Genomic DNA, 17032 nt, shown 5'->3' with positions numbered 1-17032 from the left:
TATACGGAAACCCGCAATGTCCAATCTGATCGCGTCGCTCAGGAACGGCAACTGGCGCTCGCTCGTCGCCTGCTTCCTTTACTTCGATACGGGTTTCACCGTGTGGGTGCTGTATGGGCCGCTTGCGCCGTTCATCGGCCGCGACGTGACGATGTCCGCCGCGCAGCAGGGCTTTCTCGTCGCGGTGCCGGTTCTGGCCGCGGCGATCCTGCGCGTGACGCTCGGCAATCTCTATCAGTCGACCGACGGACGCCGCATCGCGCTGATGGGCGTCGTGCTCTCGTCGATTCCGTCGATCGTGCTGCCGCTTCTGCCCGGCGTGCCGTCGTATGCATTGCTGCTCGTGCTCGGCGTGTTTCTCGGCATGGGCGGCGCGAGCTTCGCGGTCGCGTTGCCGATGGCCGGCAGCAACTATCCGCCGAAGGTGCAAGGGCTCGTGCTGGGTCTCGCCGCCGCGGGCAACATCGGCGCGGTACTCGACGGCTTCCTGTTTCCGCATCTGGCGGACGCCTTCGGCTGGCAGATGTCGACCGCCGCCGTGCTGCCGTTGCTCGCAGTCACGGGGGCCGCGCTCCTCGCGTGGGCTTCCGATGCCGGCCAGAAGACCGGCCGTACGTTACGCGCGCTGTCCAGCTTCGCGGTGACGCTGGTCAGCCTGATCGTGCTGGTGCTCGCGGTGGACGGCGGCGTGTTCGGCGGCGGCAAGACCGGCGTGCTGCTATTGCCGGTGATCGGCGCGATGATCGCGATCGCGGTGCTGCCACGGCACTATCGGTCGGTGCTCGGCGAGCGCGACACGTGGGTCATCATGCTCATCTACAGCATCACGTTCGGCGGCTTCGTCGGCATGTCGTCGTATGTGACGCTGCTGCTCACGTCGCTCTATCAGATGCCGAAGCTCGAAGCTGGACTCTTCATGTCGCTGCTCGCGTTTCTCGGCGCGATCGTGCGGCCGTTCGGCGGCTATGTCGCGGATCGCGTGACCGGCGTGCGCGCGTTGCTCGTGCTGCTCGCGGCCATCGCAATCGGCGACTTCGCGTTCGCGATCTGGATGCCGCCGGTAGCAGGCGGTGTCGCGATTCTGATCTGCCTGTACGTCGCGTTCGGTCTCGGCAACGGTTCGACCTTCCAGCTCGTGCCGCATCGGTGGAAGGGCAAGACGGGTCTGCTGTCGGGGATCGTCGGTGCGGCGGGCGGCATCGGCGGCTTCTATTTGCCAGTGATCATGGGGATCGCGAAGGAAAGCACGGGAAGCTATCAGATGGGCTTTGCGACCTTCGGCGTGCTCGCGACGTGCGCGTTCAGCGCGTTGTGTATGCTGCGTGGACAGTGGCTGCGATGGTCGTCCACTGCCTCGCAGACGCATGACGGCGTCGCGATCGGCGGCGCGCATGCGATGGAGTAAGGCTGCGGCTTGCTAGCGGCGGTCGCCGTCGATCGCCGGCCAGCGTGCGAATGCGAAGGCCCACAACATGGCCAGGTTGAGCACTGGAATGAGACCTGCAAGAATCCACCAGCCAGAATGGCCCGTGCGTTGAATTATCCTCACATAGGGATAGATCGTGACGATCGCAATCACGATGACGATGAGCCAATGAAATATGCTGAAACTTCCCATTTCTGCCTCTGATTGCTTTTTGTTGTTTAAACGAAAGTACGGTGCTGGAGTACGCACGTCATCAAGCCATTTAAAAAGTTATCCTTATTAAATGACGCAAGAGAGTATAACTACTCGGCTAATGCAAGGCTGCGCAAGTCGGTGCAAAACCTCTAAGTTCATTCCACTTTAGGAATCTTCTTCGTCAAGCCCCCGCCGTATCTCGCTGATCCGCCACCGACTCTTCCGCCCGTTGCTGCTGCAACGCCCACATCTGCGCAAACAACCCGCCCGCGCGCAGCAATTCGACATGCGTGCCGCGCTCCACGATGCGCCCGTGATCCATCACAATGATCTGCTGCGCATGCACGACCGTCGATAACCGGTGCGCGATGATGAGCGTCGTCCGCTCGCGCGCGATCGAATCGAGCTCGCGCTGGATCGCGCGTTCGGACTTCGAATCGAGCGCGGACGTGGCCTCGTCGAAGATCAGGATCGGCGGGTCCTTCAACAGCGTGCGCGCGATCGCGACGCGCTGTTTCTCGCCGCCCGACAGTTTCAGCCCGCGCTCGCCGACAGGCGTGTCATACCCCGCCGGCAATGCCTCGATGAACTCGTGAATATGCGCCGCGCGCGCCGCCGCGATCACTTCGTCGCGGCTCGCGGAAGGACGCCCGTACGCGATGTTGTAGTAGATCGAATCGTTGAAGAGCACCGTGTCCTGCGGCACGATGCCGATCGCCGCGCGCAACGAATCCTGCGTCACGTCGCGAATGTCCTGTCCGTCGATTCGAATGCCGCCGCCCTGCGCGCGATCGAGATCGTAGAAGCGAAAGAGCAGCCGTCCGAGCGTCGACTTGCCCGAGCCGCTGTGTCCGACCACGGCTGTCGTCGTGCCCGCGGGAATCGTGAAATCGACGCCATGCAGAATCGGCCGCGCCTTCTCGTACGCAAAGCTCACGTTGTCGAAACGCACTTCGCCGCCGCGCACGGCAAGCGGCTGCGCGTTCGGCGCATCGGGCACTTCACGGCCCGCGCCGAGCAGCGTGAACATGCGGTCCATGTCGGTCAGCGCCTGCTTCAGCTCGCGATACACGACCCCCAGAAAATTCAGCGGAATATAAAGCTGCAGCATGAACGTGTTGATGAGCACGAGGTCGCCGAGCGTGAGACGCCCCGCCATCACGCCCTGCGTTGCGCGCCAGAGAATGAACACGAGCCCGACGCCGATGATCATCTGCTGCCCGAAGTTCAGCATCGAAAGCGAGCGCTGCGACTTGATCGCCGCCGCGCGATAGCGTTGCAGATTTTCATCGTAACGGCGCGTTTCCCACTCTTCGTTACCGAAGTACTTCACGGTCTCGTAGTTGAGCAGCGAATCGATCGCGCGTGAGTTCGCCTTCGAATCGAGATCGTTCATCGTGCGGCGAAAATGCGTGCGCCATTCGGTGACCTTCACCGTGAACACGATATACGTGGCGAGCGCGACGAGCGTAACGATCGCGTAATACGCCTCGTATTTGGTTACGAAGAACGCGAGCACGAGACCGACTTCGACGAGTGTCGGCAGGATGCTGTAGAGCGAATAGGACACGAGTTGCTGGATGCCGCGCGTGCCGCGTTCGATGTCGCGCGACATGCCGCCCGTCTGCCGCTCCAGATGAAAGCGCAGCGACAGCGAATGCAGATGCCGGAACACTTGCAGCGCGAGTTGCCGCACGGCGCTTTCGGTGACCTTCGCGAAAAGCAGTTCGCGAAGTTCGGTGAAGAGCGATGTCGAAAGCCGCGCGGCCGCATAGGCGATCACCAGCAGCCCGATGCCGCCGATCAACACGATGCCCGGCGCGTCGTTCGCGCGTCCGAGGGCGGTGAGATGCTGCACGGAAGCGAGGCTATCGACGATGCGCTTCATCACGATCGGCACGCCGAGGTTCGCCACCTTCGCGCCGATCAGGCAGGTCAGCGCGAACGCGACACGCCATTTGTACGTGGTGAGATAGGGCAGCAGCGAGCGAATCGTCTGCCAGTCGTTGCGCGGACCCTGGGCCATCGGGCCGGGCTCGCTGTTGGAATAGCGGCGCATGAGTCGTATCGTGTGAGCGCGTCGCTTGGGCGCGGCGTGGGGACGCTGTTATCGGCGGAACGGGCGCACGTCTCTCGCATGCTTTCCCGTACAATTTACTTCGAGCCCCGGCGTCATCGAGTCTTCAGTTTCGCGCGCGGTTCGGGCTCATCTATAAATATGCATTGTCGCAGAAGGTTCAAGGGGCCGCTCACGCGCGCTAGCCTTCCCGCCCATTGCAAACCGGAACGCCTTCCATGACCGACCATTCCAGTCTTCCCGAAAAGCACGTCGCGCTGCGCGTCGTGCCGCAGCCCGCCGACGCCAACGTCCACGGCGACGTCTTCGGCGGATGGATCATGGCACAGGTGGATATCGCCGGCTCCATTCCGGCGAGCCGCCGCGCGAACGGCCGCGTCGCGACCGTCGCGGTGAATTCGTTCCTGTTCAAGCAGCCCGTTTTCGTCGGCGACTTGCTGAGCTTTTACGCCGATATCGTCAAGACGGGAAATACGTCGATCACGGTGTCGGTCGAAGTCTGGGCGCAGCGCATGAACCTCGCCGAAGAAGTGGTCAAGGTCACGGAAGCGACGCTCACGTACGTCGCGACCGACCGCGATCGCCGTCCGCGCGTGCTGCCGTCGCTCGACTAGACACGCGCTCAGTGGGGCAGCACGCCCTGCTGCAACAAGCCCGGAATCGCTTCGTGCGGCATCGGGCGCGAGAACAGATAGCCCTGCATTTCGTCGCAATCGCGCTCGCGCAGGAAGTCGTGCTGCGCGTGCGTTTCAACACCTTCCGCGATCACCTGCAACTCCAGCGAATGCGCGAGCGCAATGATCGCCGATGTGATCGTTTCGTCGTCGCCCGACGAGCCGATATCCGCGACGAACGAGCGATCGATCTTCAACCGGTGCACCGGAAAGCGCTTCAGATACGACAGGCTCGAATATCCGGTGCCGAAGTCGTCGATCGCAATGCCGATGCCGAGCGCCGATAGCTCCGAAAGCATCGTGATCGCTTCCTCGGCGTTGCGCATGATCGCGCTTTCCGTGAGTTCGAGTTCGAGATAGCGCGGCTCCAGCCCGGTCTCTTCGAGCACGGATGTCACGAGCCGCGCGATGTCGCGTTGCTGAAAATGCCGCGCCGACAGATTCACCGAGACACGCGCCGGCGGCAGCCCGGCATCCTGCCACGCTTTGTTCTGCCGGCACGCTTCGCGCAACACCCACTCCGACAGCGGCCCGATCAACCCGCTCTCTTCCGCGACCGGAATGAACGACGCCGGCGACACGAGCCCCTGCTCCGGATCGCTCCAGCGCACGAGCGCCTCGATGCCGACGATCGCGCGCGTCGTCATGTCCACCTGCGGCTGATAGTGCAGCAGGAACTCGCCGTCGCGCAGCGCGCGCCGCAAGCGCCGTTCGAGATTCATGCGCGCGCCGACGCTCGCATTCATCTCCGGCTGATAGAACTGATACGTATTGCGGCCCATGTCCTTCGCCCGATACATCGCGAGGTCGGCCTTCTTCATCACGCTTTCGGCGTCGTCGCCGTCTTGCGGATAAAGGCTCGCGCCCATGCTGCAGCCCACATAAAGCTCGGTGTCGTCGAGCCAGACTGGCTCCGAAATCGCCGCGCGCGTGCGCTCCATCCACGCGATCAGCCCGGCTTCGTCGGTGAGATCGGGCAGCACGACCACGAACTCGTCGCCGCCGTGACGTGCGACCGTATCGCTCGATCGCGCCGAACGCGCAAGCCGCTCCGCGATCACCGCGAGCAGGCGGTCGCCAACGCTATGACCGAGACTATCGTTGACGTTCTTGAAGCCGTCGAGATCCATGAAGACGACGGCGATCTTCGTCTCGCGCCGCCGCGCCGTCTCGATCGCGTGCTGCAAGCGGTCGCGCAGCAGATTGCGGTTCGGCAGGCGCGTGAGCGTGTCGTAATTCGCCTGATATTCGAGCTCTTCCTGATAGCGCATCAGATCGGTCACGTCGTTGATGATGCCGATGTGATGCGTCGTCATGCCCTGCGCATCCGGCACCGGCGCGACGAAGAGCTGATTCCAGAAGAGCGCGCCGTCCTTGCGATAGTTGCGCACCACGACGCTCGCCTCCATGTTCGCGTCGAGCGCGCGGCGGATGGAGGAGAGGCCGTCCTGATCGCCGTCGGAGCCGTGCAGGAAGCGGCAATCCTGCCCGATCACTTCACTCGGATCGTAGCCCGTGATGCGCTTGAACGCCGGATTCGCGTACTCGATCACGTTCGCGCCGTCCACGACGCCCGTGATCAGAATCGCGTTCACGCTCGCGTCGAGCGCGCGGCTTTGCAGGCGCAGCGCGAGATCGGCGCGCTTGCGATCGGTGACGTCGTGATACGAGCCGAGCACGCCGATCGTCTGCCCTTCGCCGTCGAGCAAAGGCAGCTTGCTCGTGACCACGGTGCGCAGCTGATCGCCCATCACGATGTCGCGCTCGTAGTGCATCTTCGGCACCGTCGTGACGATGACCTCTTCGTCGTCCGCGCGCACCACATCCGCGAACGCGCTCCACGGCAGCTCGAAATCCGTCTTGCCGATGACCTGCTCGTTGTAGGCGAGGCCCGCATCGCGCGCGAACGCGTTGTTGCAGCCGAGATAGCGCAGGTCGCTGTCCTTCCAGAACACGCGCTGCGGAATGTTGTCGAGGACCGCTTCGAGCATCTCGTTCGACCTGCGCGCCTCGGCTTCCGCGTTGATGCGGTCGGTCACGTCGTTCGCCAGCATGAAGATGCCCGGACGATTCGAATACGTGAGCGAGTGATGCGAGACATCCGCGCCGACGATCGCGCCGTCCTTGCATCGATAGCGCCACACGCCCGCCGCCCCCTGCCCCGACGCGGCGCGCTCGCCGATTTCGCCGCCGCTGCGCGCGAGCCGTGCGGCGAATCGGTCGAAGTCGTCCGCGTGATGCAGATCGCGCAGCGTCATGTTCATGAATTCCGGCTCGTTGAAACCGAAGTGCTCGATCGCGGCCTGATTCACGGCGACGAAGCGCATCGTCTCGCTATCGACGATCCACATCGGCACCGGATGCGCCTCGAACATGCCGCGAAAGCGCTCATTGCTGCGCTGTCTCGCGCGCACGACGCCGAGCTTCTCGCGCGATTGCCGCTCGTGGCTCGCGAACAGCCAGATCAGCACGGCGCTGCCGGCGAGCATCGTGAAGACGAGCAGCAGCATCGCGCCGCTCGATGCCTGCGCGGACTGATCGAGCGCGACGATGGTCGCGTTATCGATGCGCGAGCGCACGAAGTCGAGTTCCTCGTCGACGCTCTGCTTATCTTCGCCCAGCGTGACGAACGCGGCGTCGGCCCATGCGCGGGATTCGCCGGGACCGGCGTGCTTCGCGCGCTCGAACGCGCGATCGGCAGTGCGGCGCATCTCGGCGGCGCGCGCGGCGAGCGCGTCGAATGCGCCCGTCATGCCCGGCTCCATTGCGATCTGCGCGCGCAGCCCGCTTTCGAGCGCGTCGAGATGCGCCTCGCGCTCCTGATGGCGCACGTCGGTTTCGGCGATGCCGGTCGCTTCGAAGCGGCTCAGTTGCGTGAGCGATTCGCCGAGCGTGGCGCGCCAGGCGGCGAGATCGCGCAGGAGGCTCATCGAGCGGAGCGTGTGCGCATCGCTTTCGCGCAAACCGCCGATGCGCTCGCAAGCGACGAACGCATTCGCGCCGAGCGCGGCCAGTACCACGGCAATGTTGACGAGCAAACCTCTGGTGAGGAATCGGGTCATGAGCGGCGGGCTTGATCCTTGGATGCGCGTCGGATGCGCATCGAGCGGACGCGCGTCCACGCGAATGCGCGGCGTGCCACACGTACACGCCGCGATTAGTGGTTAACGCCCAATAACGGCACCGCTCGCCCCGGATTTAGGGTTCGCCCGAAAATAATCCGATTAAAGCGCTCGCTTAACGTTTGCGCGCCCGGCCCTCACTCGACCAGGCCGAATTCCTTCATCGCGGGCAGGAAGTCGTGATTGACCTTGTCGGTGTTGCGCGAGAGTTTCGCGAGCGCGTAACGCTGAAAACGGTCGAGCTTGCCCCAGCGATCCAGACTCGGCGCGCTCACGCCGGAAAGGCTGCTTTGCCGGATGACGGTTTCGGGCACGGCATCGGCATGCATCCACACCGGATCCGGATCGCGGTCGATCTTTTCCGGCGCGGCGTTCGCGTGCGTCTTCATCATCTCTTCGAGCGCGAGGTCGAAGTTCTTCTCGAGTTCGGCATCGTCCTCGACGGGAAAACGTGCAAGCAGCGCGCGATCGTCGTAAGGAAGCTGCTGCCATTGATCGAGCGTGATGCGCATGCCGAAGCGGTCGAGATTGAAGCGCACCGCGAGCGGGATGAAACGCAGATTGTCAGAGGATTCGACTTCGAATCCGAAGAGACGGGCGGCGTCGTAGAGTCCCATAGCGAAGCCTCGTTGGATTGAGCGGAGATGCGCGACGCGCATCGCTCGCTTAAGTTATTGTAGGGCCTTGGATCTGGCTGGAACCATTGCACTCTAGCCGCTGTTCGCGGCGCGATGCGTGCGAACAGCAACGATAGGCAGCAAGTCACATACCCGACTTTACTCGAAGTGAGCGGTCAGGAGCATTGAAGTGAACCAACTCGAAACCGACGACCAACCGGGCTTCGTCGAGCGCCAGGTGCGCAGGCATCGCAGGAACAAGAGCGCGGTCGCCGCGGACAACGTCGGTCAGGAATGGCCGGTCGCGCTCGTGTTCAACGGCATCTCGCACGCGGTGATGATGTGCACGCCGCGCGATCTCGAAGCCTTCGCCGTGGGCTTTTCGCTGACGGAGGGCATCGTCGAGCGTGGCAGCGACATTCACGACATCGAGGTCTATTTCCGCGATGACGGCGTCGCGTTGCCGCATGCCGAAGTGCATCTTCAGGTCGTGCAGCAAGCTTTCGCAACGCTCAAGGACAAGCGCCGCGCGCTCGCCGGACGCACGGGCTGCGGCGTGTGCGGCATCGAAAGTATCGAGTTACTCGATCTTCAGCCCGAACAGGTGCCGGACACCGGCTTTCTCGCGCGCCTCGCGCCCGATGCGATCGAGCGCGCCGCACGCGAACTGCCCGCGCATCAGCAGTTGACGAAGCTCACGGGCGGCCTGCACGCCGCCGCGTGGTGCGACGAAACCGGCGCCGTGCGCTATGCGTTCGAAGATGTCGGGCGGCATAACGCGCTCGACAAGCTCATCGGCCAGTTGATCCTCGAGCGCGAGAACACGACGCAAGGCTTCGTGTTTCTGTCGAGCCGGGCGAGCTATGAACTCGTGCGCAAATCGGCACGCGTCGGCATTCCGATGGTCGCGACGATCTCCGCGCCCACGTCCCTCGCCATCTCGATCGCGAAGCAGGCGGGCTTGCGGCTCGTCAGCTTCGCGCGCGAGAACAGCTTCGTCGAATACGACGTCGAGTGAAGCGGCTTATTCGAACTGGCTGAAGTTCGGCTTGCGTTTCTCGAAGAACGCCTGAAACGCCTCGCGTGCTTCGGGCGCGATCAGCATCCGCGCGAAGTGCGCCGCTTCGTCTTCCATGCGCGCGCTCACTTCATGCGTTTGCGCGCCCTTCATCAACGACTTGGTCACGCGCAGCGACGATGCCGGCAGCATCGCGAGCCGCTTCGCTTTGTCGAACGCGTAGGTGTCGAGCTCGGCTGCATCGATCGCGCCGTTCACGAAGCCCATGCCGATCGCTTCGTTCACGTCGAACGCTTCGCCGAGCAGGAGCTTTTCCGCCGCGCGCTGATAACCCGCCGTGCGCGGCAGCAGAAGACTCGACGCCGCTTCGGGACACAGTCCGAGTTGCGAGAACGGCAGCGAGAACTTCGCGTTCGTGCTTGCGTAGACGATGTCGCAATGCAGGAGCATGGTCGTGCCGATGCCCACCGCCGTGCCCGCGACCGCCGCCACGATCGGCTTCGGAAAGCCGCTGATGCGCCGCAGGAACTGGAACACGGGCGCATCGAGGCCCTTGGGCGGATCGTTCAGAAAATCTTCGAGATCGTTGCCCGCGCTGAACGTGCTGCCGACCGCGCGAATCAGCACCGCCCGCACGGTCGGGTCCATCTCTGCTTCGTAGAGGCCGTCGGCCATTTCCTGGTACATCGCCGCGGTGATCGCGTTCTTCTTCTCCGGACGATTGAGCACGATGCTCAGTACGCCGTCCGCGCGTTCGATCTGAATTTCCATCCGCTGTCTCCTTCATGTCGGTCCGCGAGCGGCGACGCTCGCGGACCATTCGCGATCAAAGACGCTCGATGATGCCCGCCGCGCCCATGCCGGTGCCGACGCACATCGTCACCATGCCGTACTTCAGGTTGCGACGGCGCAGACCGTGCACGACCGTCGATGCGCGGATCGCGCCCGTCGCGCCGAGCGGATGGCCGAGCGCGATCGCGCCGCCGAGGGGGTTGACCTTCGACGGGTCGAGACCGAGGTCGCCGATCACCGCGAGCGCCTGCGCCGCGAAGGCTTCGTTCAGCTCGATCCAGTCGATGTCGTCCTGCTTAAGCCCCGCCGCCTTCAACGCGGCAGGAATCGCTTCCTTCGGCCCGATGCCCATGATCTCCGGCGGCACGCCACGCACCGCGAAGCTCACGAAGCGCGCGAGCGGCGTGAGGTTGAACTGCTTCAGGATCTTTTCCGACACGACGATCAGCGCGCCTGCGCCGTCCGACGTCTGCGAACTGTTTCCCGCCGTGACCGAGCCCTTGTTCGCGAACACGGGACGCAGCTTCGCCAGCCCTTCCAGGTTTGTTTCGCGCGGGCCTTCATCGAGCCCGATCTCGCGATTGTTCGTGCGCACTTCGCCCGACGCGAGATCCGGAAAGCGCTCGTTCAGCGTGTAGGCGGCGATTTCATCCGCGAATTCGCCCGCCTGCTGCGCGGCCAGCGCGCGGCGATGCGACTCCACCGCGAACGCGTCCTGCGCCTCGCGGCTCACCTTCCAGCGTTCGGCGACCTTCTCCGCCGTCAGGCCCATGCCGTACGCGATGCCCACATCTTCGTTGCGATCGAAGATATGCGGCGACAGCGACGGCTTGTTGCCCATCATTGGCACCATGCTCATCGATTCGCACCCGCCTGCGATCATCGCCTCGGCTTCACCGACACGGATGCGGTCCGCCGCCATCGCGAGCGCGGTCAGGCCCGACGCGCAGAAGCGGTTCACCGTCACGCCGCCGACCGTGTTCGGCAAGCCCGCCAGCAACGCGCCCATGCGCGCGACGTTCAGCCCTTGCTCGGCTTCCGGAATCGCACAGCCGACGATCGCGTCCTCGATCACGCTCGTGTCGAGTCCCGGCACTTGCCCGACCGCCGCTTTGATCGCGTGCACCAACAGTTCGTCCGGGCGCGTGTTCTTGAACACGCCACGCGGCGCCTTGCCGATCGGCGTGCGGCTCGCGGCGACGATGTATGCGTCTTGAAGTTGTTTGCTCATTGATTGCTCCGCGATTAATTGCGAACCGGCTTGCCGGTCTGCAACATGCCCATGATTCGCTCTTGCGTCTTCTGCGTGCCGAGCAGTTCGACGAACGCGCGGCGTTCGAGCGCCAGCAGCCATTCTTCGTCGACGAGACTGCCTGCTTCGACATCGCCGCCGCACACCGCTTCCGCGATACGGCTCGCGATCAGATAGTCGTGGTCGCTGATGAAACGCCCGTCGCGCATGTTCACGAGCGACGCCTTGATCGTCGAGATCGCCGAGCGCCCCGCCACCGGCACCTGCTTCACGCGCAACGGCGGCCGATAACCCGATGCGCTCAGCGCGCGCGCCTCGTTCTTCGCGATGTCGAGCAACTCGTGCACGTTGAACACGATCGTGTCGGACGGCTTCAGATAGCCCATCGCGCGGGCATCGAATGCGGACGACGAGACTTTCGCCATCGCCGCGTTTTCGAAGGACTTCTGCAGGAACTTGAGCAGATCGGTCGTCGCATTGACTGCGCTTGCCGCTTCCGCCGCGCGCAACGCGGCTTCCTTCAGACCGCCGCCCGCCGGCACCAGGCCGACGCCCACTTCCACGAGACCGATATAGCTCTCGACATGCGCGACACGCTTGGCCGAATGCAACAGCAGTTCGCACCCGCCGCCAAGCGCGATGCCCGACACCGCCGACACGACCGGCACGTTCGCGTACTTCACGCGCAGCATGCCTTGCTGGAACTTCTTCACGAATGGATCGATGCCTTTGGCGCCGCCCATCATGAACGCGGGCATCGCTTCTTCGAGATTCGCGCCCGCCGAGAACGGACCGCCCGGCGCGCCGAGTTGCAGCGACGTCGGCTGCCAGATCACCACGCCGCGATATTCCTTTTCCGCGAGCTCGATGGCTTGCGTGAGGCCGTCGATCACGCCCGGGCCGATGGTGTTCATCTTCGTCTTGAACGAGACGATGACGACATCGCCGTCGTCACGATCGAGCCACGCGCGCACGCTTTCGGTTTCGAACAGCGTCTTGCCGAACGCCTTCGGATCGGCGCCCGTCACGCCTTCGAGCGGCGCGCGGAACACTTGCTTCTCATAGACGGGCAGTGTCGAGCGCGGCTCGAAGCGCTTCGACTTCGGCGACCACGAGCCTTCGTTCGTGTGCACGCCGTTCTTCTCGGCGACGGGACCGTCGAGCACCCACGCGGGCAGCGGCGCGTTCGAAAGCGCCTTGCCTGCATCGATATCTTCCTGCACCCACTTCGCGACTTGCTGCCAGCCCGCCGCCTGCCAGCTTTCGAACGGCCCCTGATTCCAGCCGAAGCCCCAGCGGATCGCGAGATCGACATCGCGCGCGTTGTCCGCGATCGATTCGAGATGCACCGCGATGTAATGGAACACGTCGCGGAAAATCGCCCACAGGAATTGCGCCTGCTTATTGTCCGTCTCGCGCAAGAGCTTGAAGCGCTCGGCGGGCGGACGCTTCAGGATGCGGCCGATGAGCTCGTCGGCCTTCGCGCCGCCATCGACATAGGAAGCCGTCTTCGGGTCGAGCACCTTGATCGCGCGCCCTTCCTTGCGATAGAAACCCGCGCCCGTTTTCTGGCCGAGCGCGCCGTTCTTCACCAGTGCTTCGAGCACCGGCGGCGTCTTGTAGACGGAGAAGAAGGGATCGTCGGGCAGGTTGTCCTGCATCGTCTTGATGACGTGCGCCATCGTGTCGAGACCGACGACATCCGCTGTGCGGAACGTCGCGGACTTCGCGCGGCCGAGGCGCGCGCCGGTGAGGTCGTCGACTTCGTCGAAGCGCAGGCCGAACTTCTCCGCTTCGGCGATCACCGCGAGAATCGAAAACACGCCGACGCGGTTCGCGATGAAGTTCGGCGTATCCTTCGCGCGCACGACGCCCTTGCCGATCACGCTCGTCAGGAAGGTTTCGAGCTGATCGAGAATTTCGGGCTTCGTGGATGCGGTCGGAATCAGCTCGACCAGATGCATGTAGCGCGGCGGATTGAAGAAGTGCACACCGCAAAAGCGCGACTTCAGTTCATCGGAGAAGCCGTCCGACAACGCCGTGATCGACAGGCCCGACGTGTTGCTCGCGAAGATCGCGTGCGGCGCGAGATGCGGCGACACCTTCTTGTAGAGATCGTGCTTCCAGTCCATACGCTCGGCGATGGCCTCGATCACGAGGTCGCATTCGGCGAGCTTCGCGATATCGTCGTCGTAGTTTGCGGGCTCGATGTATTGCGCGTCGTCCTTCACGCCGAACGGCGCGGGCGACAGCTTCTTCAAATTCTCGATGGCCTTCAGCGCGATGCCGTTTTTCGGGCCTTCCTTCGCGGGAAGATCGAAGAGCAGGACCGGGACGCGGGCGTTGATCAGATGCGCGGCAATTTGCGCGCCCATCACGCCCGCGCCGAGCACGGCGACTTTCTTGATGTTCAGGGTGCTCACAGGTTTGTCACTCCGGGTTTGGGTTGTTCGGTTGCTTTTGTTGCTTTTGTTGCTTTTGTTCGTGAAATCCTGATTTCGTGTCGGTCTATTTGGCACTGCCCCTGTGCGGGGCGGCAGTCACTTTCTTTGCTGCTGCAAAGAAAGTAACCAAAGAAACAGCTATCCCCAGCCTAAGCACTTCACACCGGCCGCGGCACAGGCGATTGACCTAATGGCCCGGCTGTAGCGAGTGCCCTCACAAGCAGATAAGGGCTTGGACCGCGCACGGTCTGCCACATCGCGCCGCACAACGAACTGGTTCAGCACCAAACGGCTCCGGCCCGCTTCGCGGCCGACCGGTCAATCGGGTCTGCGTGCGCTTCTTTACTCATACCGCCATCTCAAAGCACTGCACATGTATTCCGTTGGTTTCCCTTGCAGACCCGGCGGCAGCGCGTAGCGCTGTGCCGGTGCTATTTCGTGCTGAACCAGCGCGCTCAAACGACTGGCTCGTCAGACCGTGCGCGATCCAAGCCCGGATATGCCTTTGAGGGCGACACTTAGGCGAGGACCAGCGACGGCTGGCAAGCATGGCCAAACTGCGTGTGACCGCGGGCCTGAACGAGCTGCTTTCTTTGGTTACTTTCTTTGCAGCAGCAAAGAAAGTGACTGCCGCCCCGCATAGGGGCAACGCTAGTAAACCGACGAGCTAACGGGATCCGCGAAAGCCCAAAAAAAATCAGAAAAGCGCTTCGTCGTAATCCATCATCGGCTTGGCTCCGGCACGAGCGGCACGAATCGTCGAAGCGGTCTCAGGCAGCAGCTTGGCAAAGTAAAACCGCGCCGTGGCCAGCTTGGCCTTGTAAAAGTCATCGCCGGAATCGGCATTGTCCAAAGCAACCCGCGCCATCCGCGCCCAGAAATACGAAAACACCAGATGCCCGACAGTCCGCAAATACGGCACGGCCGCAGCGCCGACCTCGTCAGGGTTCTGCATGGCCTTCATGCCGATCTCCATCGTGAGCTTCTGCACCTTGTCGCCGATATCCGCGAGCGGATTGATGAACTCCTGCATCTCCGGCTTCACACCTTCCTGCTCGACGAAATCCGCAACGAGCTTGCCGAAGCGCTTCAGCTTCGCGCCCATGTCGCCGAGAATCTTGCGGCCGAGCAGGTCGAGCGCCTGAATCGAATTCGTGCCTTCGTAGATCATGTTGATGCGTGCATCGCGGACGTACTGCTCCATGCCCCATTCGGAGATGAAGCCGTGCCCGCCGTAAATCTGCATCGCCATATTGGTGCCTTCGAACGCGTTGTCCGTCAGGAAGGCCTTGATGACCGGCGTGAGCAGCGCGACGAAATCGGCGGCCTCGCGACGCACGGATTCGTCCGCGTGCGAGAGTTCCTTGTCGATGTTGAGCGCCGCCCAGTACGTGAACGCGCGGCCCGCTTCGGCATAGGCCTTCTGCGTGAGCAGCATGCGACGCACGTCCGGGTGCACGATGATCGGATCGGCCGGCTTCTCCGGCGCCTTCGGGCCGGCGAGCGAGCGCATCTGCAGGCGCTCTTTCGCATACACGAGCGAGTTCTGGTACGCGACCTCGGTCAGGCCGAGACCCTGCATGCCGACACCCAGACGCGCCGCGTTCATCATCACGAACATCGCGTTCAAGCCCTTGTTCGCTTCGCCGACGAGCCAGCCCTTCGCGCCGTCGAGATTCATCACGCAGGTCGCGTTGCCGTGGATGCCCATCTTGTGCTCGATCGAGCCGCATTTGATGCCATTGCGCTCACCGATCGCGCCGCTCGCATCCGGCACGAACTTCGGCACGATGAAAAGCGAGATGCCCTTGGTGCCCATCGGCGCGCCCGGCAGACGCGCGAGCACCAGATGCACGATGTTCTCGGCCATGTCGTGCTCGCCGCTCGAGATGAAGATCTTCGTGCCGGTGAGCGCATGCGAGCCGTCGGAGTTCGGCTCGGCCTTCGTGCGCAGGATGCCGAGATCCGTTCCGCAATGCGGTTCGGTCAGGCACATCGTGCCGGTCCATTCGCCCGATACGAGTTTCGACAGATAGGTCGACTTCTGCTCCGGCGTGCCGTGCGCGTGCAGGCATTCGTACGCGCCGTGCGAGAGACCGGGATACATCGTCCAGGCCTGATTCGCCGAGTTGAGCATTTCGTAAAGCGCGTTGTTCACGAACGCGGGCAAGCCCTGTCCGCCGTACTCGGGATCGCACCCGAGCGCGGGCCAGCCCGCATCGATGTACTGACGATAAGCTTCCTTGAAGCCGGCTGGCGTCTTCACGACGCCGTCGCCCTCGTAAGTGCAGCCTTCGCGATCGCCGCTCTGGTTGAGCGGGAACACGACCTCGGAGCAGAACTTGCCGGCTTCCTCGAGCACCTGATTGATGGTGTCGGCGTCCAGGTCGGCATGCTTCGGCATGCTCTTCAATTCAGCTTCCACGTTGAGCACTTCGTGCAGCACGAACTGCATGTCGCGAAGGGGGGCGGCGTACTGTCCCATGAATCTCTCCAGTTTCTTCAAGCTTCTGGTTGCGCGCCGCCGAACCACTTCTCGATTCGAACGGCGCCGCTAACGGCTGTCGGTGTGTTGCGATGTCAGGTTCGTGGCCGCATTCGCAGTCGGCTGAGGGACGCCCGTTCCGGCTCCCGCATTCGACGCCTGGTACGACACGATCGTCTTGTCCAGCGCGTCCCGCGTCAGTTGCACGGCTTCCGGCAGATGCAGGAAGCGCGCGTCGTGATGCAGGCCGAGCGTAAAGCTGTACAGCTCGAATAGCATCAGATGCGGATCCGTCTCCGGCTTCAGATGCCCTTCGTCCTTCGACTGGCGGATTGCGCGCAACAATGCTTCCCGCCACATACTCACGCTGTGCACGAGCTGCTCGCGCACGGCGCTCGCGGCGCGGTCGTCGTACTCCACCGCTCCGCTGATGTAGATACAACCCGTGGTCACTTCCTGGATGCGTTTCTCCATCCAGCGATTCATCATTGCGCGCAATCGCGGCAGGCCGCGCGCCTCGCGCAGACTCGGGAAGAACACTTCGTCTTCGAAGCGCCGGTGGTACTCGCGCACCACCTCCACCTGCAAATCCTCTCGCGACCCGAAATGCGCAAACACACCGCTCTTGCTCATTTGCATCCGCTCGGCCAGTAGGCCGATCGTCAGCCCTTCCAGCCCATCCCGACTTGCCAACTCCAGCGCTGCGTCGAGAATCGCGGCCCGCGTCTGTTCGCCTTTTCGCATGATGTCCCTACCGTTCTTATGTGACCCGTAAAAATCGAACGGCCGTTCTATTATTGTGGCCGAACGCTGGTGATACAAGCAAATTTTTAGATACGCGTTTCTAAAATGCCAAGCATCGTCTATAGGATAAATCTCAACAATGCCCGCGCCCATTGTCGCGTTTTATGTACGGACTGCCTGTAAGTG

Annotated in this window: 12 protein-coding genes; 3 read left to right on the top strand and 9 right to left on the bottom strand. The window is 63.1% G+C overall.

The window, feature by feature from the left end:
* Nucleotides 1-16: 16 nt before the first annotated feature.
* Complete coding sequence (locus NCS28_RS01485; protein WP_250512105.1) at nucleotides 17-1405, top strand: MFS transporter; 1389 nt, start codon at nucleotides 17-19, stop codon at nucleotides 1403-1405.
* A gap of 12 nt (nucleotides 1406-1417) precedes the next feature.
* On the opposite strand, the gene NCS28_RS01480 is transcribed toward NCS28_RS01485, so the two are convergent.
* Both NCS28_RS01480 and NCS28_RS01475 read right to left on the bottom strand, forming a co-directional pair.
* Nucleotides 1418-1675, bottom strand: a complete 258-nt coding sequence (locus tag NCS28_RS01480; RefSeq protein ID WP_350029765.1) for a DUF805 domain-containing protein — start codon at nucleotides 1673-1675, stop codon at nucleotides 1418-1420.
* A gap of 127 nt (nucleotides 1676-1802) precedes the next feature.
* Nucleotides 1803-3680, bottom strand: a complete 1878-nt coding sequence (locus NCS28_RS01475; RefSeq protein WP_250512104.1) for an ABCB family ABC transporter ATP-binding protein/permease — start codon at nucleotides 3678-3680, stop codon at nucleotides 1803-1805.
* A gap of 236 nt (nucleotides 3681-3916) precedes the next feature.
* Here NCS28_RS01475 and NCS28_RS01470 point away from each other — a divergent pair, with 236 nt between their 5' ends.
* Nucleotides 3917-4312: an acyl-CoA thioesterase gene (locus tag NCS28_RS01470; RefSeq protein ID WP_250512103.1), complete on the top strand. Its 396-nt coding sequence runs from the start codon at nucleotides 3917-3919 to the stop codon at nucleotides 4310-4312.
* Between the two features lie 8 nt (nucleotides 4313-4320).
* Here NCS28_RS01470 and NCS28_RS01465 read toward each other — a convergent pair whose 3' ends face one another.
* Both NCS28_RS01465 and NCS28_RS01460 read right to left on the bottom strand, forming a co-directional pair.
* A complete protein-coding gene (locus NCS28_RS01465; protein ID WP_250512102.1) occupies nucleotides 4321-7434 on the bottom strand; it encodes a sensor domain-containing protein in 3114 nt (1037 codons plus the stop codon).
* 197 nt (nucleotides 7435-7631) lie between these two features.
* The gene (locus NCS28_RS01460) at nucleotides 7632-8111 is read right to left on the bottom strand and encodes a nitrate reductase associated protein (protein WP_250512101.1); all 480 of its coding nucleotides are present in this window, start codon (nucleotides 8109-8111) and stop codon (nucleotides 7632-7634) included.
* A gap of 190 nt (nucleotides 8112-8301) precedes the next feature.
* On the opposite strand from NCS28_RS01460, the gene fdhD reads away from it, so the two are divergent.
* Entirely contained in the window at nucleotides 8302-9129 is an 828-nt protein-coding gene (gene fdhD, locus NCS28_RS01455; RefSeq protein ID WP_250512100.1) for a formate dehydrogenase accessory sulfurtransferase FdhD, read from the top strand.
* Nucleotides 9130-9135: 6 nt separating this feature from the next.
* Here fdhD and NCS28_RS01450 read toward each other — a convergent pair whose 3' ends face one another.
* The 5 genes from NCS28_RS01450 to NCS28_RS01430 form a co-directional block, all read right to left on the bottom strand.
* Nucleotides 9136-9900, bottom strand: a complete 765-nt coding sequence (locus NCS28_RS01450) for an enoyl-CoA hydratase (protein ID WP_250512099.1) — start codon at nucleotides 9898-9900, stop codon at nucleotides 9136-9138.
* Between the two features lie 55 nt (nucleotides 9901-9955).
* The gene (locus NCS28_RS01445; RefSeq protein ID WP_250512098.1) at nucleotides 9956-11152 is read right to left on the bottom strand and encodes an acetyl-CoA C-acyltransferase; all 1197 of its coding nucleotides are present in this window, start codon (nucleotides 11150-11152) and stop codon (nucleotides 9956-9958) included.
* A 14-nt stretch (nucleotides 11153-11166) separates the two neighbouring features.
* Nucleotides 11167-13596 (bottom strand): 3-hydroxyacyl-CoA dehydrogenase/enoyl-CoA hydratase family protein, encoded by a 2430-nt coding sequence (locus NCS28_RS01440; protein WP_250512097.1) that lies wholly within the window; start codon nucleotides 13594-13596, stop codon nucleotides 11167-11169.
* Nucleotides 13597-14314: 718 nt separating this feature from the next.
* Nucleotides 14315-16102 (bottom strand): acyl-CoA dehydrogenase C-terminal domain-containing protein, encoded by a 1788-nt coding sequence (locus NCS28_RS01435; RefSeq protein WP_250512096.1) that lies wholly within the window; start codon nucleotides 16100-16102, stop codon nucleotides 14315-14317.
* Between the two features lie 69 nt (nucleotides 16103-16171).
* Entirely contained in the window at nucleotides 16172-16846 is a 675-nt protein-coding gene (locus tag NCS28_RS01430; protein ID WP_250512150.1) for a TetR/AcrR family transcriptional regulator, read from the bottom strand.
* Nucleotides 16847-17032: the final 186 nt, after the last annotated feature.

It is taken from the genome of Caballeronia sp. INDeC2 (genome assembly GCF_023631325.1).
Lineage (GTDB): Bacteria > Pseudomonadota > Gammaproteobacteria > Burkholderiales > Burkholderiaceae > Caballeronia.
This window is presented reverse-complemented; position numbering and strand designations above follow the sequence as displayed.